Source organism: Zhurongbacter thermophilus (genome assembly GCF_026184435.1).
Lineage (GTDB): Bacteria > Coprothermobacterota > Coprothermobacteria > Coprothermobacterales > JAADFF01 > JAADFF01.
In genome coordinates, this window is the sequence record NZ_CP046447.1 from 1,561,782 (window position 1) to 1,588,679 (window position 26,898).

Sequence of the window (26,898 nt, forward strand, 5' to 3'; positions counted from 1 at the left end):
AGTCTTCCCTGACTCCCATTATCGCAAGTTCCTCTATGGAAAAGAGGGGGATATCTTTCCCTATCAAAATAGCAAATAAAGGAAGATTCTCATGATATCCAAAAACAAAAAAGGGCCCGGCGCTAGGCCGAGCCCCTTTATTACTACCTTATAGCATTATTTCTGCTTGATAAGTGTGATTACTGGAGCGTTCCACTGTACCTCGAAGCCAAAGGCCTCAGCTACGAATCTCAGTGGTACGAATGTTCTACCGTCAACAATGACTGCCTTAGAATCCATCTTGACAGGTGTACCGTCAACCATGGCGATGCAGGAGTCGATGGTAAGAATGACCTCTGTCTGCTCACCAGTGATGACAACCTGTCTCTTCTCGGCATTCCACTGTACGGCAAGTCCCATTGCCTCAGCAATGAATCTTACAGGTACCATGGTACGACCGGCATCATTGATGAATGGAGCAACATCCATAACCTTTGTCTCACCGTTGACCTTGTAGAACTGGCTACCGGGAGCAAGCTCGATGACGAGCTTGTTGAGATATGGATCGTAGACTACAGTGATGCTTGTCTTGGCAATGTTGCCAGCATAGTCTATAGCCACAATCTCTATCTCATTGGAGCCCTGAGTAAGCTCTACCTTCTTGGCGAAGGTATCACCAATCAGGTCTACCTGCTCACCATTAACATATACAGCCTTGACACCTGTACCCTCATCGGATACGGTACCCTTAACTACGACGACAGGCTGATCTGTCTCGTAGACAACCATTCCCTCAGGAATGACAGGAGCTGTAATGTTGATGGTTGGTGCCTGATCGTCTACAGGCTCGGTGTACTCAACAGTGATGACATCAGACTGTGCCTCATTGCCATTGAGGTCGTAAGCCTTCAAGACAATGGTATTTGTTCCGGGCTCAAGATCGACAACTGTGCTGAAGTAACCAGCGACAGGAACGACGACCTTTGCAGGCACACCATTGACAATAACGATGATTCTGTCTACACCGACATTATCAGAGACAGTACCAGCAATCTTGATAGAGCCTTCCTGTGTCTGGATTGGCTTGGAAATATCGGCAGGCTCTGTAATCTGGATTGTTGGAGCCTCTCTATCCATTGCAACGGCAACTTCTTTTTCAAATGGAGCAATGAAATCGTCTCTTGCAATGGAGAAGTCGATATAGGAAACTGCCATTGGCTTGAGAACCACGGCAAACTTACCCTCATTATCGGTAGAGATAACGGCACTTGTTACACCTGCTACCTTGACGGTAACAACAGCACCTGCAATAGGTGTACCATCGGCCTCGGCGACCTTACCCTCAAAGGTAAACTTGGCACCAGCATAGCCAACGATAACATCGCTGCCAGCATCAACATAGTCACCGTTGATATCTTTAACCTTAATGGAGATAGGACCAACAGCAAACTCCTTCTCTGCAACCTCTACACCATTTCTTCTTACTACGAGTACAAGCTTGGTGTAGTCAGGAGAAATTGCAACAGAGCTGAAGGAATATACATTGTCTGCATCAGCTGCAGATGTATCATCGATAACGGTAGAAGTACCATCAGCATAGTAACCCTTAAGCTCATAGATGGCACCCGTGTAGGCATCACCGTTGTAGGTCAGAGAACCTGTAAGGGTGTACTTAAGACCTGCTGTAAGGGTATCCTTGTTTGCGGTCACATCAACAGGCTTGACCTCAAATGTGGTGTAACCAACATGGTTACCATCATCTGTTGTCACGGTAACCTTATATGTGCCATAACCAAGAACTGCAGCTGTAAATGGATAAGATGTCACAGTAAGGCCTGCAGCAGAAGCTGTAATAGAACCATCTGGACCCTCTATCACAAAGGAGTATGTTACACCAGAAGGCACACCAGATACATCAATGGAGAAGTTGCTCTCCACGCCGGGTATAATCTCGCCATTTTCTTTAACAGTAATATCATTTGCTGGGTTGATCTTAACAACGGGGACATCTACTGCTTTGCGGTCACCATTAGAATCATATACTTCTGCATATACAGTAATAGCCTTCTTAGCGGTAAAGTCAACTACGTTACCCCAAACGGCATTAAAGTCATAGATTCCACCAAGAATATTCGTTACCTGACCATTGATATCAATCTTCTGATAATCAGATATAGAAGCTTTCTTAGCAAATACATCTGGAACGATATTTACAGTTGGATCACTCACATAGAGAACAACCTTGGCATTGTTAATAGGTGTTCCATCTGTCTTGGTAACCTTAATCTTAATGGTTACAGGCTCACCATATGTGGCTGTCTTGGTACCAAGATTTTCTACATTGAAACCACTTACAAATGTAGAGAATGTCTCATATGCCTCGGATGTCTCGTTCTCATCGGTGAGAATGACATATGCTACAACCTCTAAATCTCCTGCCTGAATAGCATTAAAGGATGCAGGAATAGAAACCTCAGGTGTGGTTGCAGAAACAACCTTTGTACCATATTCCTTCAACCAAGCCTTAACATCTGTTACACCCTCTGGAACGATAGGCATACCAGTTGTGCCCTCAGGAGCCTTAAGAAGAGCATAGTAAAGGGTGAATGTTCCTGTTGCAAGGCCATCTTTCTTCATAAGATTGAAGTTAAATGTAGTTGTACCAACACTTACAGAATCTCCAAGATCAGATGTCAGAACAACACCCTTGATGATGAGAACTGGCAACTTGAAGGAGAAACCTTTATAGATATAACCATTGCTATCCACAAAGGAACCTGTGATGGTCACATAGTCATTGCCCTCACCAAGGTCTGCCAGCTTAGAAGCTGGGATGGTGAGAACACCGGCACCACTGGAGATGGCAAGCTCACCATTTTCTGTCTTATCGGACTGAACTACACCATTGTTGTAGTACTGAACGGTGTAGGTAAGTGTACCGGTAAGGGCATTACCAGAAACATCCTTCACAGAGAATGTAATATCTTGATCGGTAATAACTGTTGTTGTTGGAGCATCAACAAAGCCAGGAAGCTCTGTTCTGTCAATAGAATAGGAAGCATCCTTAGGCTTGACAGTAAAGGATGTAAGATCTGTGCTATAGAATGTGTTAGCTGGTGTTGCTGTTGGGCCAGGAGATACTACTGTAATAGATGTAACACCGGGATCAACAGTGATAACCTTTGCATAATAGGCAACTGTTACACCAGCGGCATCGGTAACATCCTGCTCTGCAATGGTATCAATCAGATTACCATTCTGGTCATAGAGATAAAGTGGACCCTCTGGAAGGGTATATGGATCCTGGACAGAATAATACTTTGCCTTAAAGACATAAGAAGCACCCTGCTCAAGATCGCCTGTTGGAGAAAGAAGCTCAAACTTGGCATCGACAAAAGACCTGGCACCAACAGAGTAGTAACCTTCGGCAATCTTCGTAGGATCATCGGCAAAGATTGCCTCATAGTAACCTGTCTTGTTGAAGCCAAAGTCTGCGTAGACATAGAGACCAGAAACCACATTGGTTGTTGCCTCCTGATCAAATTCAGGAGCTCTTACCGTACCAAGATGAACAATGGCTAAGGAACCTGTCAAAGCCTGACCGGCTGCATCTTTCACAGAACCCTGAAGTGTGACATTCTGCTCAAAGTCGTAGCTGGACTGGAAACCAGTAATAGTAACCTTGTCAGCAGTCCATACAACCTCGGAATAGTTGACAACATAGTCAGCTGCGGAACCAGCAACGACAACCTTCAAATAAGAACCAAAAGCACCAAGGTCACTGGCACCTTCTCTTGTATCAACACCGGTAAAGGTAAAGCTTGCTGTTGCTGTGGAAGCAGAACTTGTAAAGGTTACAGTTGCATCTGTAGATGCAACAACACCCAAATCGGTAACAAGAGAAACCGTTACAGGAATTTCTATATCTGTGGCTGTGTCAATTGTAAAGGTAGCTGTCATAGAAACTGTTGCTCCACGAAGAGCATCAGTTGTTGGCAAAGAAGATGGAGCCAGATCATTTATTGTGTATGCTGCAGTAACTGAAACATCATTTGCGGCGTAAGCTGCGGGAGCAAATGGCATGACAACGAAAGATGTAAACATCATCGCAAGTGCGACGACAAAAACTGTTAGTTTTTTCATACCCGCACTTACCTCCTTTCATTAAAAATTTTTGTAGGAACGGGTATGTTCCAATACTAATTCTACCGATGTAAAGAGTAAAAGACAAACCTACATATGTAATCTTTTGTGGCAGTGTCAATAAAAGTTGACACTTTTCAAATGAAAAAGGGAGGGAACAAACTCCCTCCCTTTTAATACCTTTCACATGCGAATCTTATGGAGTGTAGGTAATCTTGATAGTATCTGGTGGCAACCAGTCTACCTGACAACCAAATATCTCCGCTATAAACCTGATAGGAACAAATGTTCTATTTTGATAAATAAGAGGTTTACCCCAACCTGCCTTGGCAATATCGACTTTCATACCATCAACATAGACTATACCTGTAGACTCATAAATGTATACCTGCTGTCCTCCGAGCGTTATCTTCACCTTCTTGAGATCGCCCATCGGTATCTTAATCTCCTTGGATACACCTCCAAGCGTACCGGTAACGGTTACCATTCTTGTATTTTTATCCCAACCTACATTGAGACCAAGTGCCTCGGCTATGAACCTTAATGGAACCATTGTTCTGCTATATCTTGGATCGATAAATGGTGCTGCATCCATAATCTTCGTCTTACCTTTCACCTTATAGAACTGAGAGCCTATCCTCAGAACTATTTCTACCGTTGGGTTATGATAGTAAAGAACATAATCGTACTTGGTAATGTTACCGGCCTTATCGGTAACGACTATGTTAAATACATTTTTACCCTCTTTGAGCTTCAATGTGAAGTAAACAACGGTCTTTTTCATCATGATGTTCTTCTGAATAGGTTCATAGTCTACATATACGGCATCAAGAGCTGTGTCATCTTCAATAGACATCATTACCTTGACGGTATCCTCTGTTAGAGTGGAACCATTTGCCGGATTGATACTTACTATCTGAGGTGGTGTATTGTCAACAGGAATCTCATAAGTAACTTTGTAGAATACAGGATTAGATACATTACCGGCAGCATCTATAGCCTGAATAACAAAGGTATTTTCTCCTTCGGCCAGTCGCAAAATCAATCTTGCAGTAATAGTGCCAGTAGACTGAGTGAAGATACCATATGTGATATCACCTGTTGTGATATTCTTCGCGATAACCTCTTTCACATAAGTTTGATCCTCCTTAACAACAACCATAACATCCAGTCTATTCTTATGCACGGTTGTACCAGTAGATGGTGTAACGCTAAGTATTTCTGGGGCTATCATATCAACCTGCAGAACAACATCAACGCTGGCATACTTACCGTATTTAAATGTCAAAATACCGGTATTTGCAGCATTGTAGTTAAACACAGCCTTTCCATCGGCACCTGTTGTCACATTGCCAACAATTGTAGAACCCTGATAAACCTTAATAAGCCTACCGGCAAGAGGCTGATTATGTGCGTCGGTCAGCTGAATATTAAAGGTATTGGATACACCAACATAGCCATATGGAGGAGAAACTTTTAGAACAGGAGGGACAATCTTCAGTTTTTTATCGAAGAGAACCTTACCCTCATTAACAACTTTTACTTCAACAAAAGCATCGGTAGATGTATTGAGAACTGAAGCTGTAAATGTAGCCTTTATGCCAGATGTATTGCTAACAGAGAGACTACCTTCAACGTTTTGAAGTTCGGCGTTAATAGGGGTAATGGATATGCTATCAACTGATATAGGCAAGTTGTTAAATGGATTGAGAAGTGTAGCACTAATAGCTTCTTTTTCACCTGCAGTGATAAGACCGTCCTGTGGAGAAAAGTTTATCATGACTGGATAGGCTTCAATATACTTCTTTGCTCCGTGAGATGCATCTGTGCTCAAAGCAAACACTTCATACTTTTCACCGGGATTCATGAGAACGGTGAATGTTGTGGTAGGATTAGAAGCACTGACATATTGGGTAGAAAGAACATTACCCTCCTCATCTTTAAGGTAAACATAGGCATCTACACCATTACCATTTTTATCTCTAACACCAACTTTTACAGGTGTAGAGAAACCACCTATAACTTTTTCGGGAGAAACTGTCATCTGCAAGTCAAGTATAGGATTAATGGTAAGCACTTTGTATCCCCTATACATAAGGGTTGTTCCATCACTCTTATAAACAAATACATCGATATCGGCAGACTTGAGCAGTGTTGCCGTGAATATGTAATTTCCACCGACCACATTGCTCACAGCACCATTGATTGACATGGTATCAACCACACCAGAAGAGGTATCAAATACACCTGTACGGCTGGCAACCAGCTTTACATAGGCATTGTTAATTGGGGTCCCACTACCATCGGTAACTTTAACGATAATAGTAGCCTTGTCACCAACGGTAAACTGGGTCTTATTGTACTGAACCTTATAACCATCAACAGAATAACTATAAGTTTTCACAACCCTATTTCCAGCGCTATCGGTTGAATCCAAAGTAATCTTTACCGTGCCATAGCTCAGAACCTTTAGAACAAAGCTACCACCATTGGAGATAGTTCCTGTACGAGATGTATCCAAGCCTTCGGCAATAGCAGGACCACTAATAGAAACCTTTATGTAGTCAATAGTGTTAGGTGGATTGACATTGGAAAGTGCATTGACAACAACTGTGTAATCCTGAACATGGAGAGGATTACTCAAACCACTAAGCTGATAAGAAATCTTCTGAGGAAGCACTACAGGAATGCTGATGCTTGCCTCTCCCCATACTCCCGCAGATGTCTCTGCATTAACAGATACACTGATATTACCTGTTGAAAGACCAACAGGAAGGGTAATGGAGAAGACACCATTGGGATCTGTAGAAACAGATACATTGTTGTAGATAACAGTGCTGTTATTTTTTACAGTGTAATAAACAGAAGCATTACCCAAAGGATCGCTACCGTTTTTCAATGTAAGCTCTATAGTTTGGGTTCTTGGAAGTCCAGCATAAACTTCGGAAACATTGGAAGTCAATGAGAATGTTCTGGGTTTTAAAACTACAGAGGCATAGTCGTGCCCATGATATAAACCACATACACCTACATAATAGGTGCCCGGTTCATGACCTGTTGTAGACCAAACACCGGCAAACAATCCATTATCAGAGGTTGTTCCTATTGTTATGACTGGAAGATTAATCGAGTTATCAGAAGTATTATAAAGACACATGCTAACACCTGAAACTGGATTGTTGTTAGCATCTGTGACCTTACCACTAATAACAACGGGATCACCTGAAAGAACAGCGGAAGTTGGTGCCGTCAGTTGGAAATTATATCTCGCCTTTATAACAGCCTTAGCCAAGCCACTCTGGAGGATATAATCTCCTTCATCTGTCATATTGGCTACCATGAGCAAAATGCCACTGGTAACAGTTGCCGTGTTGATAACAGCTCCTGTTGGAGCATATATAAGTTCACCGGGATAACCATCTGTGGGATTACCATTATAGTCATAAACCTTTGCCTGTACAACATCACCATATGGTACTTTGACAGAAGAAACAGACAAGTCTGTCATCTTGTAACCTGCATTGGAAACATAGAGAAGCTTATATGTGGATTTCACAACTCCTGTATAGCTATCTTTTACATCAACCTTCAACTTGAGATATGAAATAGTACTTGCACCAGTATTAAGGGAAACTGTAACAGTACGGGTAGTAGACGTTACAACCGTAGATGGTGCGCTAACAGAAAACGCAGATGTATCAACAACCACATCATCTCTTATCAGATATGCAGTACCCGTGAAGGTCTGAGATGATGCCACATCATTGAGATAGTTTAATGTAAGTGTAATAGTGGCATCAACAGTTGTAGCACCGGGATCAGATGTATATGTAGGAGCATCTAAAGCAACGCTATAAAGGGAATATGTGGGTGCGGCAGTGGCATAAGGAACATAAGCAAATGACATTAGCATCAATGCCACACTCAAAACACTAACTAACAATTTCTTCATAGAAAAACCCTCCTTCTCAAGGGATATTTCCCCCAAGTATGTTATTCCTATTACTATGTGTATTTTACTACACAGAAAAAATAAGTCTGGAAGAAAAGAGACTTTTCTTTTTGATAGTGTAAACTTTTCTTTACACTTTATATCGATATGCAATAAAAAAAGGGGGGCAGTTGCCCCCCTTCTATCTTTGTAGTTAAACTAATTTACTGTCCCTAATTACCAAGGGTAATGGTTGTATCGTTATCAAATATCAAGAGGTATGTGTGTCCACTCTGGAAGACAAAGTCATCAGATGGAGCTTCGTAGTAAGACTTAATCTGAGAACCATTAGAATACAGCTCGTAAATCTTCACGATATTTGCATCGGCTTTAAGGTCAGAAATCTTGACATCTTTAGAGAACTGGACAACGGCCATACCATTGACTGTCTTCAACTGGACACCCTTGGCCATGATGTTATAACCTTTGGTAGCGATAGTTGCTACATAACCTGGATTATCTCTTCTGATAAGGTAAACCTCATTGGCAACAACAGAGGTATCTTTAGAGGCATCAACAAGATTTGGAACAAACTCGTTCCATACTTTACCTTTGACCTCTTTAATCTTTCCACCCTCTATCTTATAAACCTCATCGGCACCAAAGTATGCCTTTGGAGTTATATTGTAAGAGCCATCAGAAGCAACCAAGCTATAGCCTCCGCCAACAATGAAGTCTTTGTTTAGGACACTACCAACAGCAAATCCTGTCTGATTGATGTTATGAGCACCGTCTTCTGGCATTACTACAATGTATTTAATATCTTCTGGCTTGATAGAAGCATATTTCTTATTTCCATCTTTGGTGTAATAGGAAAGCTTAGAAAGATCGATGGTATAAGGAAGCTGTGTAGCAGGTGCGTATACGAAGAAGTAGCTACGAGAAGCATCGTCTGGCATGCTATTAGGAACAATTTTGAAGTTGTATCCTACAAGACCGGTGAGTTTATCCTGGTCACCTGCGTAGAATACCTTTATAGTATTATCCATACGCATATCCAATGTTACTGCTGCCTCTGGAGCTGTACGATCTACCTTAAATGGCATGGTTACAACCTGTGGCTTGTAGTCATAATTCTTGTTAAATGGATTGATAACAGGTCTTGGGTAGACATAGAGTTTAACCTCGTACTGTCCCTCATCAAGTTTAGTACCCACAGGAACAATCAAATTAAAATCTTCTGTGTTATTGAGGTCATTTACATGAATCCAACCGGCATTTTCCCACCATACTCTGGGGTCATTTCTAAACTGCCCCCAACCCATACGCATGACACCAGACCACATATCACCTGTAGAATACTGTGCAACAACAGTACCTGTATCTGTATTAATAACCTCTGCATCATACTTTACAACTGCTCTAAACTTGGTGAAGTTCACAATGATATCTGTAATCTCTACAGTCTTGGTTGCACCTTGTGCCTCCTCAACATATGTCATTGGGGCACCAGCCCATTTGGCGTTGTAGCCTGTTGTTGGCTCAAAGAGATAGAAGCCAAACTTAGCGGCTACTGCCTGATAATCAGCAATACCAAGAGGCATTAGGTAACCAAAATCATCAAATTCTTGACCGTTGGCACCAACTTTATAGGTGTAGTATCTATACCAAAGGCCTGTCCAACCTTTGTGAATAGCCTCAGATTCACCATATTTTCTTCCCCAATAATCAAGATATCTGCTCTGGCTCCACCATGGCCAGTCAACAGTTGGGTTGGCACCATTCTTCCAGCCATCACCATAGTAGTATGGGCCATTGGGGTCAAAGAGACCTGCAAATGGTATGGTGCCTATCTCTTCATTACCGGCATAAAGAGAAAGGTGACCTTCAACCCAACCAACATATGGTACATCCTGAACTGTCACAGTGATAATCTTATCCTCACCGGGCTGAAGGGTAATATGGTCGGTATCAGCAGTTACTGTTGCACTATCAATGAAACCATATCTTCTGCTACCCACATCATAAGGAGCAATACCAGAGAAGGCAAGTAGACCAACAGTGGCATCTATAGCCTGATCTGTTCCATTGTGAACTTTAATCTTGAAAGACACTGGCAGTTTGTCAATAACACCAAGAGATACAGATGGCTGACCATTGAACTTATCATTGGGGAAACCATAAGACTCAAGTGTAAGTTTGAAATATTTAATAGCTGCAGGAATATCCAATCTGCCGGCTCCCTGCTTCCTTGGAGAAATCTGCCATGGTTTATTCTTAGAGAACATAACCTGTGCATGGTTCATAAGGGCCTCTTTAATCTGTGCTGGTGTCGCATCGGGATATGCCTGTTTAAGAAGTGCAACAGCACCGGCAACATGAGGAGCGGCCATAGATGTACCACTCGATGTTGCATATGCATCAGGAGAAGATGCAACAGCAGATGTTATTGCTAAACCGGGAGCAGAAATATCGGGTTTTACAAGCAAGCTGGGAACTGTTCCCCAAGAAGAGAAATCTGCTAGCTCATTAACATTCATTGGAACAATCTCCTGTTTTCCGTCAAACTTAATCTCAATGTTCTTTCCACTGGCAAGGGCATCATTAAGGGCCTTACCATAGGAGTTCCATATGAATACAGCAGGAATGGTGTTCTTTGCATTACCAAGGGCCATGCTAACAAAAGTATCTCCGCCTGATTCATGATTCCATATAACAACTCCAATAGCACCATGTGCCTTGGCATTGAGAACCTTTGTGGAGAAGTAACAGCCACCACGCTTAATAAGGGCAACTTTACCTGTTAGGTCTACAAGATCATTGGCATTACAGGCTGTAAGATTCTTTGGATCGGCAACGGCAAGTGCCACTGTACCAGTAATAACCTTTACTGGATCTGGAGAATCAGGAGAAACAAGATAAGGAACTCTATCAACCTCTTTTCCATTTACACTGACAGTTGCACTGAGTTTAAAACCTGTTACAGCACGGGCAGCATTATTAGAAGCTGCAACAGTTATGGCTTCAGGAGTAGAAGCAGGAGAACCAAGTCTGGAAATATTTAGAGGATAAATAGAGTCATAAAGCAGAGGAACACTACCTGCAAGAAAATGATTCTCATTACCAGCTGCTATGGCATAAGAAATTCCTGCCTTGATGGCATTCTGAATAGCCTTCTGCTCTGGGTCATTAGGATCATCCATACCATATGTAGAACCCAGAGACATATTGGCTGCTACAATATTAACACCCTCTTTTTTCAGCTCTACAGATTTGTCAATAGCGGCAACTATTGCAGACTCATATGCATATGGTCCAGAGAAAACCTTGGCAATGTAAAGCTGTGCATCGGGGGCAACACCATGAAGTGTCAGGCCATTAAAATGACCCTCTACACCGGCAACTGTACCGGCAACATGGGTACCGTGAGGACTCACATTAGGAGACTGATAGCATGTACCTATAGTGGGATCATCATCGTTATCAGAAAAGTCATAACCACCAATAAACTTCTTATCGGGACCAATAAGGTCTTTCCATGGAGTACAAGGCTTAGGTTCTGTTCCATCTTTGTAAAAAAATTCATGATCTGGACGAATACCGGTATCTATAATCATGACAACAGTACCCTTACCGGTATAACCTTCTGCATTGGCAACATCAGAACCTACAAGTTTGGTAGAGAATGCCATATTAGGCTGATCAGATACCGGCCATGCCTGAATAGTGTGTTTCTTACCAATGACAAATCTCAAACCTACTTTACCGGCAATGAGCTGAAGCTTCGGTGCATCCTTGTAAGGAACATAACCTCCAACACCTTTAAGAACATACTTGTAGTGGTAGACAATCTTAGCAGATGGAACAGCTTTCTCAACCTTCTTAACAAGGGCGTTGATATCTTGATTGTCTTTTGTAGGAAGTAAGAAGAAGTACACTTTTGTATCAGGAGATATCTCATCATCAGACATAAGCATACCTTTATTTATCTTTTCTGCTGCAACCTTTGCAAAATCGACTTTATTAGAAATAATCTGTTTAGAAACAGAGATACCCACATTCTGTGGCTGGCTCTTTACGATACCAGCATAGGCGGTGGGCACAAATGAGGACAATACAAGCGTTAGTGCAATAAGCACTACGGTAAATTTCCGCCTCACACATATCCCTCCTTTTATAAATATTTTTTGACAGAATCATTATATCACATACTTATGCTGCATAAATGGTGATTTATCGCATATAGACGGAATATTTGGTACATATTTTAAGCCTCTTAGACTTAATATTTTGCGGGTTCGACCTGTTATCTATCGAAAACACTTTTATTCATATTATTAGCAAAAAATGGAAATGTCCTAAGCGTTTTATATTGTTTGTGGTTAAAAGATTGTTATTACCAATATTTAGGTATAAATATATTTAGGTATAAATAGTTATAAGCACAATATAAGCACAATACACATACAACACAGATTTTTACAACGGCAAACTTCTCCATCTGCAGGAATTTAGGAATCTTCCAAACAAAAATCTTTCAAATAAATCGTAATTAAAAAGGGGGCTTTCGCCCCCTGAGGAAGAAACCCTATGAGTAAGGGGTAACATACTCTACTTCAATATAACAGTTTTTGTCTTTCCGTTCCACTGAACATCTTTTCCGTAGATCTTGGCAAGGTCACCTACCCATATATATGCATAAAGACCTGTACCATCTATGTTGATATCTTTTGTGTTGTCAGATGTTATGAAACTTGGTGCACCATCTGGCTGATAGTGATTTTTATAAATCCACTGGGGATAATCATACCAAATATATGTGTTTCTTCTTCCATTTTTAAAGTATATCCGGTCGTGAAGTCTCTGCCACTGGGCTGTAAATGGTGGCTCATAGTTTGAACCCATATATGAAAGGAACTGTCTATCTAAGCAGTTTACAGGCACCATAAGGTGACCATCAAGTACCCTCAGTGGTATAGGGCAACTCCACTTCTCATCGTCTACAACAAGTTTTATCTTCGTAGGAAGCAGTGTCTTAGGCTTCCAGCCCTCTTTGGCACCTACAGCCTTTAGGGTGATGTTGTAGCCCTCAAGGTCGCCTAGTCTAAAACCTTTGAGATATGTTTTGACATGCACCTTCACAGCTCCATTGGGGAGCGCCTCTGTGCCTGTGATTTCACCACTGGCATTGAATGAGTTTTTCACCTCATACTTTTGTGCTGGAGGCATGACAAACTCTACATTGCCATATACAGTAGGTTCATGGGCCCCCATATACAGTCTTTCCATAAGATGGGCTGTGACCTGTGGAAACTCTCCATTGTTGGCAGGATAAAAGTCCTCATTTACATAGTGCCATGGCTGGTAAATGTCAAAGTATGCCTTATCGGCATGACCGGGTTCATAGTAAACAATAAGATAGCCATACCATGCACCGCGCCAGTGGGTACCATACAGAGGTGCACCACCATTACCAACGGTAACATATACAGGTTTGCCCTTTCCTATATTACAGTAATAGTACATGTGCTTATGACCTGAGAAGACGTATTTAACATTGGAATGGGAATTGAGAATCTGAATAACCTCATCTCTCTCCTCTTCTCTTCCTGCAAACCCTCTTGTACCTGTCTCGTCATTGACCTTGCAGTTGCCATAGTAATCTTGCACATAAAGTGGTCTATGCATAAAGACAAAGACTGTAAGACCTTTACTCTGTGCATCGTCAAGAACCTTTTTTAGCCAGTCGATCTGCTCTTTCCCAAATCCACCGGATACCTGCATATCTCCCTCGTATATCTCAGAATTCATAAACACAAAACGGGCACCCTGATAGTCAAAGTAATAGTAGAATGGACCCCATACTTTCTGGAAAATGCCATCGGCAGCTCCCTCTGGATACAGGTCGTGGTTTCCAGGTACCACAAAGAAAGGTACTCCCATCTTCTGCATGAGTCTTTTATAGTCAAGGAACGCGGCATATGTCTGATAATCCTCTGTCTCCTGACCTATATCAATATCTCCTGTCTGAACGGCAAAATCGGGAGAGATCCACGAGATCTCCTTTAAAATACGCTTGGTAACGTCTGGGACAGGATCGCCCCCTACATACTGTCTTGTATCGCCAAAGACGGCAAAACGCACCTTGTCATACTTTGGAGCTGGAATACCCGCTTTTAGCTCCTCACCATTTGTCTGTGCAAATGCAAATGTTGTAAATACTAAAGAAAAGATAATAGCGGCAACGATAACCTTCAGTGCTCTTTTAAACACTGTCTTTCACCTCCCTCAGTACATCCTCTGATGCAAAGACCACACGGTTTTTGCCGTGTCTCTTTGCATAGTACATAGCCTTATCGGCCATATCAAGTAATTCTACACCACTTCGTGCCGGTAGAGGGGGATGCACGGCAACACCCACAGAGATTGTCACATCGTAAACGGTATCTTTAAAGGTCTTCTCCACCTCGGAGCGGATTTTTTCCGCCATCTCCATGGCATAGTCCACACCGGCACCGGGTAAAACAACAACAAATTCTTCTCCACCGTATCTACCGGGAACATCAAGGGGACCACAGGAACGCTTAATAATGCTCGCCACCTGCCTCAGCACTCTATCACCTTCGGCATGGCCATAGGTATCATTGACCAGCTTAAAGTTATCAATATCCATATACAAGACACCCAGTGGTGTATGCTCTCTTCTGCTGCGGGCCCATTCTTCATCAAGCCTTCTAAGCACATACCACCGCACATAAAGCCCTGTAAGGGTATCCATAATGGCATGCTGTCTCTCCGCCAGCATAGGCATAGATGCAAGCACCATGCTAACAAGGCTTTCTGTATACATAATATCCATATCTGAAAGATTAGCCTTGTCTATATAGACAAGGACCGTATAATCGTTCTTGTGGTCTATATAAACCGTGTACTGGTCTGATGTATGCCAGCCTTTTATACCACTGGAGAGCATAGAATACTCAGACAGCTTAGGTATAAACACACCACCGGGAAACAGGGGAGATATCCCATAACCTATCTTACCCCGTCCCCTATATATGGTGACATAGGTGGAAGCCGAGACAAAGAAACGTAAAGCCCTCGACAGAGACCATGCTATATCAAGAACCGAGGCCTTGCCAATAATCCGCTGGTATGCCTCTAAGACAGATTCATAGACAAATATTTCTCTCTCGACATCTTCAAGAACCGTCTCAAACATGTTCCACAATCTGTTGATGCTGCCATCTTCTAAACTCTTCTTGACGGATATCTCATTAACACCGGCAAAGAGCTTTTCTTCAAGATTTCTTTTTCGAAGCAGCTCCATTATCTCAGATACCATGTGAAACACACCTAAACCCTCAAACTCCGATAGGGCCCTCCGGTAATGGATAAGTGCGTGTTCCTCATTTCCTTCTCTATAAAATATCTCCGCTATAACAAGAGACATAATACCTGCCTTGAATTTACGTCCATTCCTTAAATAATAGCGTCTCGCATCGGAAAGCCCTTTAATAGCATGTTCGACAAGACCTTCAAAGTACATATTCACAGAAAGATATTCTCTTGGCATCTCTTTACCAATAGACCGCATAGCTTCATAACCATGTTTAAATATTTCTTCATCAAGGAAGAACATTCCTATCTCCATATAGACTTCATATATGGTAGAAATATACGGAGCAGCAGATGACAAGGATTGTAATGCTATATCCTCAGACTCCTTAAGAAGAGCTATAGCCTCGTCAAGATTGTCTTCTATTAAAACCCTCTCCAGTGCCATGAAGGCCAATATCTCTACATATTTCTCTGCATACACTTTTCTCCTTCCCTCATCAGCAAAAAAATCTGTAAGATACTCTTCCCACTGCTTGACAAGGGCCGATAACCGATATCTGATAAGCGGTTCATATGTTTGGGAGTAGAAAAGAAGTGTGTAAAACGGAACACCAATAGAATCTATAAAACTCTGGGCTTCTCTGAGTCTTTCCATATACTTATCCTGTGTGATAAGTTCATAAGCACCGGCCAGATAATTACTTAGTGAAACGGCAGCACTGGTTGTACCTGCTCCCATAGCCACCTCGTATGCAAGTCTAAATAGCTCCATAGAGTATCGAAAAGAATGTTTCTGCTCATAAACGGCAAGGTTGTTGTATGCCTTAGATATAAATATAGGGTCCTGTATAGCCTTGGCCTCTTCAAGTAACCTAACCCACTGCTCCCTTGCCTCTTCAAGCTTACCCTGTAGGAAAAGCACCCTTCCCAGCGCATTAATCAACTCGAGTCTCAAACTATCCGGTACAGATGTCATGTTAGCAAGGGATAAACCCTCATTATAATAGACATCTGCAGTCTCATAGTTGTTAAGCTCCTCGTTGATGCGACCAAGTCCCCAAAGCACCCAGACGGACACAGGATATCCCCTGTGTGTTTTATAAAATCTTCTCAGAAGAGATAGCATAGCTTTTACCTGAGTATCTGATACATCTCCATACAAAAGCACAAATTCCACAAACATGGCAAGCAGAAGAGGCCTTTTCTCCACATAGTTTTCAAGATAAGAGGCAAACTTCATCAGGGCAGGATGTGAACCAAAGTATGTATACAGGAAACGGGCCACATAGGCCGATGCAGGTTTAGGAAGCATCTCAGGATTTTCTATGTATCCCAGATCATCTAATACCTCAAGTACACGCTGGAGAAAAAACCGTTCTTTTAAGGATTTTATCCACATAATGAGATAGGCATGGGCCTTTCGCATAAGCCCGATATCCCTAGCATGCATAGATAGTATAAACAGGGCGTCATTTATGCCCCTAAACAATCTGGAACATACTGAACGGTTAATATAATCTTCAAGTGTTTCATGGGAAACACTCGATATCCAATGAATGGCTATAGCGTATTGCACCCTCCAAACGGGGATACCGGTGATATTGCTGAGATAGTCTAAACTCTCTACAAGCCCTACCTCTTCAAGAAAGCGAAAATCCTCTTCTGATATATTCTCTGCTAGAGATGTGGCCCATACCCTCATCGTGGGACCAAATCTACCCACATGATATTTAGACACAAATGTCAATGCCGTGTAAAGAGCCTTTTGGCTCTGTGTCAGATTATCTTCTATGACTTCCCTTAGGCTACTGTACATCCTCAAGTCGTGTCCACTTCTCTTTACAAGTCGTAAAAGCACTTGGTAGACACCAGGATTGCCATGGGCAAGCTCATACTCTTTTTGCGATACCCTATGTCCTACTATCTTTTCAAATTCATCTATAGACGGCTCTCTTAACCGAACACGGGGAAACAAAATTTTGGGATCATCTACTTCTGATATGAAAACAATGCGGACATTGTCCCACTGCTTCTTATCTGAAGAGCTAAGAGAGGTTTCATACATGATATTGACAAACTTTCTCAAATCTGCGGCATCAAGTGCAAAGTAGTCATTGAGAACCCATACAATATCACCGGAGATATCATTAATAATCGTAGCTATATGTGGAAATACAACATCGACATTGACGATGGATCGAGATAGGTCTATACCCATCTTTTCTATCTCCGGTGCCAGTGTTGGCACATAATGGGCAAAAAAACGACCCACTGCCCCTCTCAGCATACCCATATACATGCTTCTATCATGTTCTGGTATAAGATCCCAAATAGCCTTTAGAAAATTACCAAGGGCTGTATACGTTGAAATGAGGGGTACCTCATGGGGATTATAACCCATCTTCTTCAGGGCACTCATAACCCTCTTTCTCTTACCTATACCCTCAGGACCGTAGACATACAGTGCATGTACTCCACTACCCTCAAATGACCGCTTTAGATGTCCATAGATATCTTCCACTGCGTATCACCTTTCTATTTTCATGAAGGCTTTGACATAACCCTCCTCAGGCATAGATAGTATACCCTCTCTTTCCAAATACTCTAACACCCGAGGAAATGTACGTATCCACATGAGATAGTATATCCACATATCATTAACAGTAGGATGTTGAAAGGCACTCATAGAAGACAGCTCTCCCCAATATGTCTGTATTGTTGCCTCTATAGGAGGTAGTGCCAGACTTCCCACAAAGCCAGCCATATCTGATATATACTTTGTATCAGAGGGCAATATAACAGGCACCGTTCCCATAACCTTACCGGGAACAGAATCCACATACCCCATCTGCTTCATAAAGTCTATGAGATCCCAAAAATGCATTTCCGACAAACCCACATATGCCCTCAGCCTATCCCAGTCTTCTGATAAATAAATAACCCTTGCCATAACGGCAGACATATCGTCGAACATACCCTGTATGTAGTGTCTCAGCAGACTGTAAAAATTGACTGTGTCCTGCCCTCTCACAACCTTCTTAAGCTGGGTTTCTAAATGCCTGCGAATAGCCGTGATGTCCTTCAATCCAGAGATGTCTTTTCCAAATGATATGAACACACCATACTTGGCCGTCTCCACCTTGGTTGTGTCATGAAGCATGGGAAACTGGGCGCTATTGTCTATGCCAAAGTATATATAGCCCAGTGGAGTTTCCGTAGGTAGTATCAACATTCCATGCTTTGACAACAATCTTTTCATGGAGATATCAAGGACAAAAGAACCCAACAGAAAGTAGGTCATCATCGGTTTATCAAATATGGGATAAGATGCTATCTTCTCAAGAAAGTCATGTATACTAGGCCACTGGCCCTTGATAACAGATCCTATACGCACAGACATCTCTGTGCACACATTCTCAAGAATTCTTACCTCATCTGCGGTAAATATAGGAAAGGTGGGATAAAAAATCCCACCATCTTCTTTTATCAGTCCAACCTTATAGGCATCATCAAAATCTTCTATAGGGACAAGGTTTTCGGCAAATATTTGCTCTTTAGAGCGTGGTTTCTTATTGAGCTCAAAAAGAAACTTTTTAACCTTGTCTCTACCTAAGACCTCCCTAACAGACAGCCTATCATCTTCCTCCGGCAACTTGCCCGCATATAAAACCCTAAACACCCTTATTCTCCACCACTGTCTTCGAGATCGTGCTCGTGCTTTTCTTCTTCCTCTCTCACCATCTTGTCCCACATCTCCTGAACCCTCTGAAGCTCCATACCTTCAATCATAGATACCTCATATTCTCCACCAAGGTCTTTATCCACCCTGAGGAATATTGTGGAACCATAGTGATAATCTTCTTCCTCCTCATCTGGTATAAGCTCCATACATACCCAGTACATACGCCCACTCTCGTCTTCTATCTGGTCTATAAGGGCTATTTCCATCTGCTCCCCTGTCTCTGGATCTTCAAGGAGAAGTACCTGGGCATCTACGTGCTCATGCTCGTGTTCGTGCTCGTCCACTTCCAGCTCAAAGCCAAAGCTCCTAAGGTCAAACTCCTCTTCTTCATCGTGTGTGTGCTCGTGTTCTGTATGCTCTGCCATATCTTTCACCTCCTTCAGTGTAATTATAAGCCCTATCAAGAGTTCTGTTGGAATATTACCCTATTTCTCCCTACCTCTTCCCATATATTCCCCTATATATAAGAACAGCCGTTTGAGCTCTTGTAGATGGTGAGCCTTTACCAAAATGCCTACCCTTCGTTAAGCCCTCGTCATTTGGCCCTATAATTCCGTGCCTCACCGCAGTCTCAACATAGGGATACGCCCAGTAATCTGATGTGATATCGTCAAATGTAGGAGTCTTGGGTCTCTCCAACTGCCAACCTTTTATGCGGACAATGGTTGTCAATATCTCTTCTTTCTTTACCATTGCCTGAGGTGCAAACTTTCCCTTACCATAACCAACCATATACCCTGCCTTATTGACAGCCTGTACATACGGACAGAACCAGTCACTGTCCTTTACATCTTTAAAGACATGAAAACCGTTGCATTTGGCTATATCTAATTTCAGAGAAGTTGCCAGCATCTTGGCATATTCTGCCCTTGTAACCTCTTTATCGGGCTTAAAAGAACCGTCGGGATAACCAGAAATTACCCCCTGTGAGATGAGAAATGCGGCAGCACCATATGCCCAATAATCTGGACCCATATCAATAAATAGGGGAGAGTCATATACGGTAAGCTGGTCATTATCAGCGGAAAGAAGATATACCCTGCCCATATAGGCGGCAATATCGCGATATTCCCTGTCTAAAGCCTGATACCCGACATCTCCACTTCTCACATTTAAGATAAACAAAGATTTGTATCCGCTTTCTCCCGGACGAACAAGGGCATAAAAGTAATTGCCAAAGGACGATAACTTGTCTGGTTGCTCTGCAACAGAATATTCTTTGTAATATGCTTTTTTCTTCTTAATATCGTAGAAGTAAAAGCCTGTAGGCTCACCATCGGGATACCAGCCTATAACAGTATCCGCAACCATCTGGGCTCTATATCCGAAATATACAGGCTCTCCACCGCTGGTAACATCGACATTAACATAAGAAATCACCTTTCCGTGTAAGGCATCTGTCATCTTGACAACATACGCACCTTGCCCGATGAGAAGCAAGGTATCACTTGAGAGTTGAAAAATCCTCTGCAAATAGCTCATAGTTCTAGCCAATGTGGGAACTCCTGAGTCATCTATATCAACCTTATGTTTCTGACCATCATAAAACCATAGTAGACCGTCTCCTGAAAACGGAGTGATAAAGTAAACACCACTTTTATACTTCCATTTTTCTCCCACATAGAGACCTGTCAGCCCTTTCATATTAACTGAAACATCTATAGGCGTTAGTGAGGGCATACTCCAAGCTTCAACACCAAGCCATGGTCCATTTTTCGCGTTATTTCGCAATACATACAATGTGTCTTTAGCACATACCACATCGGTTACGGGAACTCCCACATCTTTATCTGAACCTATAGCCTCTTTAATAAGAGATGGTTTATCAGGATTCGATAAGTCTAATAATGCAACAGCCCTATAGAGTTTTCCGTTCACCTTCTTAGTACCAGCCACAACAAGAAAGTTATTGCACGCCTCTATGTACTGACCTTTCATATCAAGCTGAATAGTAGAACCCTTGTAAACTTTTACAGATGCATGTATAGCGGGAATATAAAACACCAAGGAAAGAACCATAAAAATGATGATAAATTTTCTCATATTCTCACCCCCAAAGGCTTTTATAATGTCTACGAAAAAGCCCCCTATGAGGTATCACAATCCTACACTTATATTGTCTCACCGATGGCAAAAATCAATCTGCGATAACAATGTGTATAGAAAAAAGCCATCATAAAACTGAGGAGTCGTTATCTTCAGGCACAAACACCTTAACAATGGCAGAGTAGGGGGTATAAGATACTCCAGTAGGTTCATGGGCTCCAAAGCCCGCTATGACTTCCATAAGCCTACCCAACATGCCTGTATATGTCTTTCCCTTGTGGGTATAGAAAAAGCCACCATGAGGGGCACCTTCTATGGCAACAAACTGTCTTTTTAACTTATACGCCACCGCCGGGGTTGTGCCACTGCCGGCAAAGAAGTCAAGCAGGGCATCCCCCTCGGAGGTGGCGCTCTCTATTAATCTTTTCAGGAGAGCCTCCGGCTTCTGGGTGCGAAATCCGTATCTCTCCTTTGCCATGTTGTTGATGATAGAAATATCTGTCCACACATCGGATATGGGCCCATACACATATTCTTTCTCCCCACGCCCGCGGTTGTGCCATACATAAGGACCCCTGTCATCTTCAAAGAGCTTCCCTTTTTTCCTTAAATCTTCAAGCTTCCCCTGAAACTTGGGTTTCAGTCTCTGGGGCACAGAGAGGGTAGAGTGGCCCTGCCTGTAGATATAAATGCTATCGTGCTTGCGTGGATAGGCCCCTTCTGGCACACCGCCACTGTAGTAAGCCCAAATAATCTCATTGACAAAGGAGCCTTTACCGAAAACCTCTTCAAGAAGATATCTCCCTATATAGTCGGCTCTTTGGTCTAAATGGAGCATGAAAAAGGCATCGGTTTTTAGCAATGCCTTGCCAAGCACCATACGGCCATACATCATCACCGTCCATAGAGGAAGCGTGTATTTATCATCATATGCAAACTCCCTGCCTGTGGCAAAGGGAGGGTCTATGTACACCATGTGGGCCCGTGGCAGAACATCTATTAAGAGGGTCATAGCCCTATAATTTTCATCAAGTATGACTATGCCATGGGTCTCTTTATCTTTTAGCTTTCCCTCAAGAGCTGGGAAAAAGCCTGTATAAAGGGGCAGAGTAGGGTAGTGCTCTGCAAGATACACGGGCATATCCTCATAGGGCATAGCATCGGACATGACAATATGCTCCCACATACCCAGACGTTGCCATAACTCTATCTGACGAGCCCATTCACCGCTATCTACAGATAGAGCATCTTTTATAAGGGATATGCTGACAATGTAGTGGGTTTTATAGGAAACTTTCAACCAGTTATTGTAAGCATTAACAACTTCCCTGCATACATCCTTTTCTACATTGAGCATGCGGGCTACTTCAATACAATCGTCTTCTGAAGGGAAAACTATGCCTATACCGGGTATAAACACACTATGTCGATACACAGGTGGACATACAGGAGAAGACATGCCCTTTATGAGTTTGAGAATTTTCTCTCTGTACACCATATATTCATAATAGCAGAGACATATGTTCTCATATCATACGCACGAATAATACCTTTCTTAACACATCTAATCAACATCTTTCTACCCAATGTAGCCATACAATAAGTGCCATTCTCACCATTTTTCATGTTTCCCCGCGGAAACAAAGAGGGGCGGTAGCCCGCCCCTCTTATGCTCCTATATGGAAGTTTTCTATGTACAGATACGGTACTATGAATCCTCCACCGGCAAAGTATGGGTGGGGTAGAAGGTATGTATCTGAGGACACTGCCCTTACATTCTTTAGTGCCTCCCAGAACGACTGCAAAAACCTTGCATTATCGTAGACCTCCACAACCTCCGTGCCCTTCATGCGGTATGTGCCATACCTTGTCAGGCCAGTAGCTCTAACATTGAACGGGTCAAGGAAGGCATTGACATAGTGGAAACCCTCTATGTAGATATATTCATCAAGGTCTTTCATAATCTCCTCAGATATCTTTTCGCCACCGCTCATGACAATATTCAGCGGATAGGCACCGGGGGAGAAGTAGCCGTCAAAGGGCAAAGCATGACCTGTGGGCTGCTCACCCAGTTTCTTTGCAAAGTAGAGGTTGTTAACCACTGTACCCATAGTACCCCTCATGACAAAGTAAACAGGTCTTCTCTTGATTCCCTCAAAGTCAAATGGCAAAGAAGAAAAGCGAGTGTCATTAACATTATCCATAACGGTAATGTAGTCGGGAAGCAGTTTTTTGCCCTTCTGAGCATACACATAAGACATTCCTTTAGATGCAGCATCGGCCGTAAAGGAAAAATATGTCATGGTACTCAGAAGCTCCATCACGGCCTGTGGACCTAACACAACATTGTAGTCTCCCGGTGGCAGCTCTCCCAGTTTGTCCATCTTAGAAATATTTGATGCCAGCTTCTCTATAGACGCATGAAAGTCCGGTGTGTAGCCACTGGTAAATGCCAGTATATCCTGCACCTCTTTTCTGTCTTTGCGGAGCATGAGCTTGGCACTACCTGTGGTGCCACCGGCATATGACATAAGCCCCTCACTGTTGGCAACAAGGACTTTCATGGTATCTGTCACCACGGTGCCGTGGCCCTCAACACCTAAAGACTCTGCCTTGTCAAACAGTGTGCTGACAATCTCACGCTTGGTATCTTCATTCCATATATCACCGGCATCTGTCTCATCTACCTCTATAGAGGCATCGGCACCGGGCAAATCCCATGTCACATCAATGGGAGGAGAATTTTTCATGACAAAGTATGCCATATCCACCATTTCTGCCAGCGCCTTATCTGTAAGGACCTCTGTAGATGCATAGCCCATCTTGGCACCATCTCTAACCCTCACAGAAACAGACACCTTTTCTATATCAACAGGCCCGTGCACTATGCGATTGACCGCCATACGCACAAGCTCTTTTCTTGCATATGAAACAATGACTTCTGTCTGAGGTGCCTCAGATAGCGAAAGCACCTTTCCAGCCAAGTTTGCCAAATCTCTTCTATCCATATCAACCACCTACCTTTACGCCTCTAAACAGGCCATATGGTGCTCCGTGGGATACCCTCATGGTCTGCATGGGCTCACCTTTACCGCAGTTGGGGACACCCACTACGACATAATCCTCTTCGCCGGTAAACGCCTCGGCACTGTTCCAAAATTCTACTGTCTTACCACCATATGAGGCCTTCTTGAATATATTGCCCGTGAGTTTACCATTCTTCACCTCATAGGCAACCTCTACACCAAAGTGGAAATTTGACCTGTCATCGGCAATAGACCAGTTTCTCGTTGTAGACAACAGATAACCATCGCCCAATTTAGACAGTAGCTCATCAAGGGTGCCACTGCCCGGTAGCAGGTTAACACTGGTCATTCTGACAATAGGAATATTCCACCAGCCCTCTGCCCTCATGGCACCACCTGAAGATGATAGTCCCAGCATGGCGGCCGTCTCACGAGAAGACAGATACCCTACAAATATACCCTCTCTAACAAGGTATGTGCGATGGGCTGGCACGCCCTCATCATCGTACCCAAAACCACCAAGGGCATGAGGCACAGTGGGATCTGCCACGATGGTAACCACTGGAGAACCATAGCGGAATGTACCCAGCTTGTCAGGTGTCAGAAATGATGTACCGGCAAATGACGCCTCTTCTCCAAGCACCCTGTCAAGCTCTGTGGGGTGTCCACAGGTTTCGTGTATCTGCAAAGCCATCTGGAAAGGCTCAATGATGATATCGGCCCTTCCCTCCGGTAACTCTGGGGCATTTAGAAGCTCCATGGCCTCCTTTGCAATATCCTCAGCATGGGCAGGCAATCTCAGCTCTTCAATAAGCTCCCAACCCTTCTTCATATACTGACCACCAAATGAGTTGGGATAAGAGCGAGTCTGTACATCTCCTGTCTGAGGATTAACGGCCATGGCAGAGATGCCGCCACCACTCTCAATAAACTTCTGGTATATCTGTGCCCCTTCAGAAGACACAAGCCATGTCTCCTCAAGCCTAAAGGACAGGCTACCGTAACGACGCACCAGTGCATCGCCCTTCATACGGGACACAGCCTCTTTCAGGAGGTCTATCTTCTCGGGCAAAGACACCTCAAATGGGTCTTTTTCATAGGAAGAAATCCACTCTCCCTTTACAACAGGGGCGGGTACCAGCTTCACCCTGTACTTCATGGCACTGCTGGCATACTTTGCCAGTGCCACAGCGCGCCTCACGGCTTCATCAATCTTAGAAAAGTCGTGGGTTGCGGCAAAGCCCCATGCACCGTCAACAATAACACGAATATTCCAGCCAAGGGACTCATCGGTAGAGACATCCACGCGGTCGTTTTCCACGGAGATGTGCTCTGTCTTGATGTTTTTAGCCCTAGCATCGGCGAAAGTGGCACCAAGGGACATCGCCAGGTCAACCGCCCTCCTAAGTACATCAAACATGCTATCCCCTCCAATCCACCCTCTTGCGGGTGCAGTCTCCAATGACAATTGTAGCACCAATACAACATCACAAGCATGATAGAGAGGGAAGGAAAAGAAAAACAGAGGTAGCACATATATAAAAGGCCCATCAGCAATAGGAAAAACATTCTCAAAAAGGAGGGATAAATCCCAGTGTGGAAATAACTCTATACAGCTACCAAAATGGAGGCAGGGAGGCCCTGCCTCGGACCCGTGTTACTCATCCTCTTCAGTGAAGTCTGAGCGTTTAGAGTGGGCAAGACGGGAACATGCTGCCGCAACAATGGCTGCAACAAGGTCATCGGCAAAGGTATGCACACCTTCACGCTTCTTGTTATTGAGTTCGGCTATAACACCGGGTTTGACCTTGTCAAGATATCCAAAGTTTGTCAAGCCAATGGTGCCATAGACATTGGTAATACCCAGTGCCAGAATCTCATCAACCCCATAAAGAGGCTCATCTCTTCTGAGAATGGACAGTAGGGGTTCTTCGACAACTCCCTCTTTAGCCAGTCTGTCAAGCTCCAGCCCCGTGATGACAGTATGCTGCACCTCACGCTTCTTCAAGACAGACAGAACATGGTGACGACACTCTTCAATGGTAATGTCATCATAATATTTCTTCTGCACTTCCATGACAAGCTCTGCCATGTCATCAATAGACACACCAATTTCCTTAAGTCTCTCAATGGTGTAGTTAAACAGATCTACCTTCATAATTTTCACCTCCTTTTCAGATATCTTTTCATTATATACCTATGTTCCTATTATGTCTACAAAAAAACATTTCTACATTATCCACAATGTTGGCAACCTGTGGATAAGTTAATAAGTCACATGTGGATAGTGTGGATAAGTCGGCAAACATATATGTAGACTTATTCACACATGTGGACAATCTTGTGTCAAAGTTATCCACAACATGATTTTATCGAAGGGATATGGTATATAGGTATTTCATTCTGTCAAGCACTGATGTAGTCTACAAAAGTTATTCACATATACACATTTATACTGTTGATAACTATGTGGATAGGATATGTGGATAAGTCTTAAATACTGCGATAAACACGAGACAGATGGCTGTGGATATAAGTGTTATCAACAGAATTATCTACATTTTCCACTATGATTTGTGGATAACATGACCCTTGTTTACAAACATTTGTGGAAAAGTCATAGAAAAGGCTAAATTTTGCCACAAAAGATTGTGGATAACTGATATAATGCATTGTGGAGGTGAGAGTGG

Annotated in this window: 13 protein-coding genes; all 13 read right to left on the reverse strand. The window is 43.0% G+C overall.

Going from position 1 to position 26,898, the window contains the following annotated elements; genetic code table 11:
* Positions 1-156: 156 nt before the first annotated feature.
* The 13 genes from GM182_RS07730 to GM182_RS07790 all read right to left on the reverse strand — a co-directional run bounded on the left by GM182_RS07730 (position 157) and on the right by GM182_RS07790 (position 26,366).
* Positions 157-4,122, reverse strand: coding sequence for a stalk domain-containing protein (locus GM182_RS07730; protein WP_449186533.1), 3,966 nt, complete (start codon positions 4,120-4,122; stop codon positions 157-159).
* 196 nt (positions 4,123-4,318) lie between these two features.
* Positions 4,319-8,074: a copper amine oxidase N-terminal domain-containing protein gene (locus GM182_RS07735; protein ID WP_449186534.1), complete on the reverse strand. Its 3,756-nt coding sequence runs from the start codon at positions 8,072-8,074 to the stop codon at positions 4,319-4,321.
* Between the two features lie 212 nt (positions 8,075-8,286).
* Positions 8,287-12,213: a S8 family serine peptidase gene (locus GM182_RS07740; protein ID WP_449186535.1), complete on the reverse strand. Its 3,927-nt coding sequence runs from the start codon at positions 12,211-12,213 to the stop codon at positions 8,287-8,289.
* 451 nt (positions 12,214-12,664) lie between these two features.
* Entirely contained in the window at positions 12,665-14,326 is a 1,662-nt protein-coding gene (locus GM182_RS07745; protein WP_449186536.1) for a metallophosphoesterase family protein, read from the reverse strand.
* A complete protein-coding gene (locus tag GM182_RS07750) occupies positions 14,319-17,915 on the reverse strand; it encodes a tetratricopeptide repeat-containing diguanylate cyclase (protein ID WP_449186537.1) in 3,597 nt (1,198 codons plus the stop codon). The genes GM182_RS07745 and GM182_RS07750 overlap by 8 nt, the downstream gene beginning before the upstream one ends.
* 6 nt (positions 17,916-17,921) lie before the next feature.
* Positions 17,922-19,145: a hypothetical protein gene (locus tag GM182_RS07755; protein WP_449186538.1), complete on the reverse strand. Its 1,224-nt coding sequence runs from the start codon at positions 19,143-19,145 to the stop codon at positions 17,922-17,924.
* On the reverse strand, positions 19,076-19,501 hold the full coding sequence (locus GM182_RS07760; protein ID WP_449186539.1) for a hypothetical protein: 426 nt from the start codon (positions 19,499-19,501) through the stop codon (positions 19,076-19,078). Before GM182_RS07760 ends, GM182_RS07755 begins: the two co-directional genes overlap by 70 nt.
* Before the next feature lie 70 nt (positions 19,502-19,571).
* Positions 19,572-21,179 (reverse strand): S-layer homology domain-containing protein, encoded by a 1,608-nt coding sequence (locus GM182_RS07765; protein ID WP_449186540.1) that lies wholly within the window; start codon positions 21,177-21,179, stop codon positions 19,572-19,574.
* Between the two features lie 130 nt (positions 21,180-21,309).
* Entirely contained in the window at positions 21,310-22,680 is a 1,371-nt protein-coding gene (locus tag GM182_RS07770) for a DNA methyltransferase (RefSeq protein WP_449186541.1), read from the reverse strand.
* Complete coding sequence (locus tag GM182_RS07775) at positions 22,647-22,808, reverse strand: hypothetical protein (RefSeq protein WP_449186542.1); 162 nt, start codon at positions 22,806-22,808, stop codon at positions 22,647-22,649. Before GM182_RS07775 ends, GM182_RS07770 begins: the two co-directional genes overlap by 34 nt.
* 41 nt (positions 22,809-22,849) lie before the next feature.
* Positions 22,850-24,190 carry a TldD/PmbA family protein gene (locus GM182_RS07780; protein ID WP_449186543.1) on the reverse strand — a complete coding sequence of 447 codons (1,341 nt, stop codon included), beginning with the start codon at positions 24,188-24,190 and terminating at the stop codon, positions 22,850-22,852.
* Position 24,191: 1 nt separating this feature from the next.
* Positions 24,192-25,628: a TldD/PmbA family protein gene (locus GM182_RS07785; protein ID WP_449186544.1), complete on the reverse strand. Its 1,437-nt coding sequence runs from the start codon at positions 25,626-25,628 to the stop codon at positions 24,192-24,194.
* Positions 25,629-25,865: 237 nt separating this feature from the next.
* The gene (locus GM182_RS07790; protein WP_449186545.1) at positions 25,866-26,366 is read right to left on the reverse strand and encodes a phosphatidylglycerophosphatase A family protein; all 501 of its coding nucleotides are present in this window, start codon (positions 26,364-26,366) and stop codon (positions 25,866-25,868) included.
* Positions 26,367-26,898: the final 532 nt, after the last annotated feature.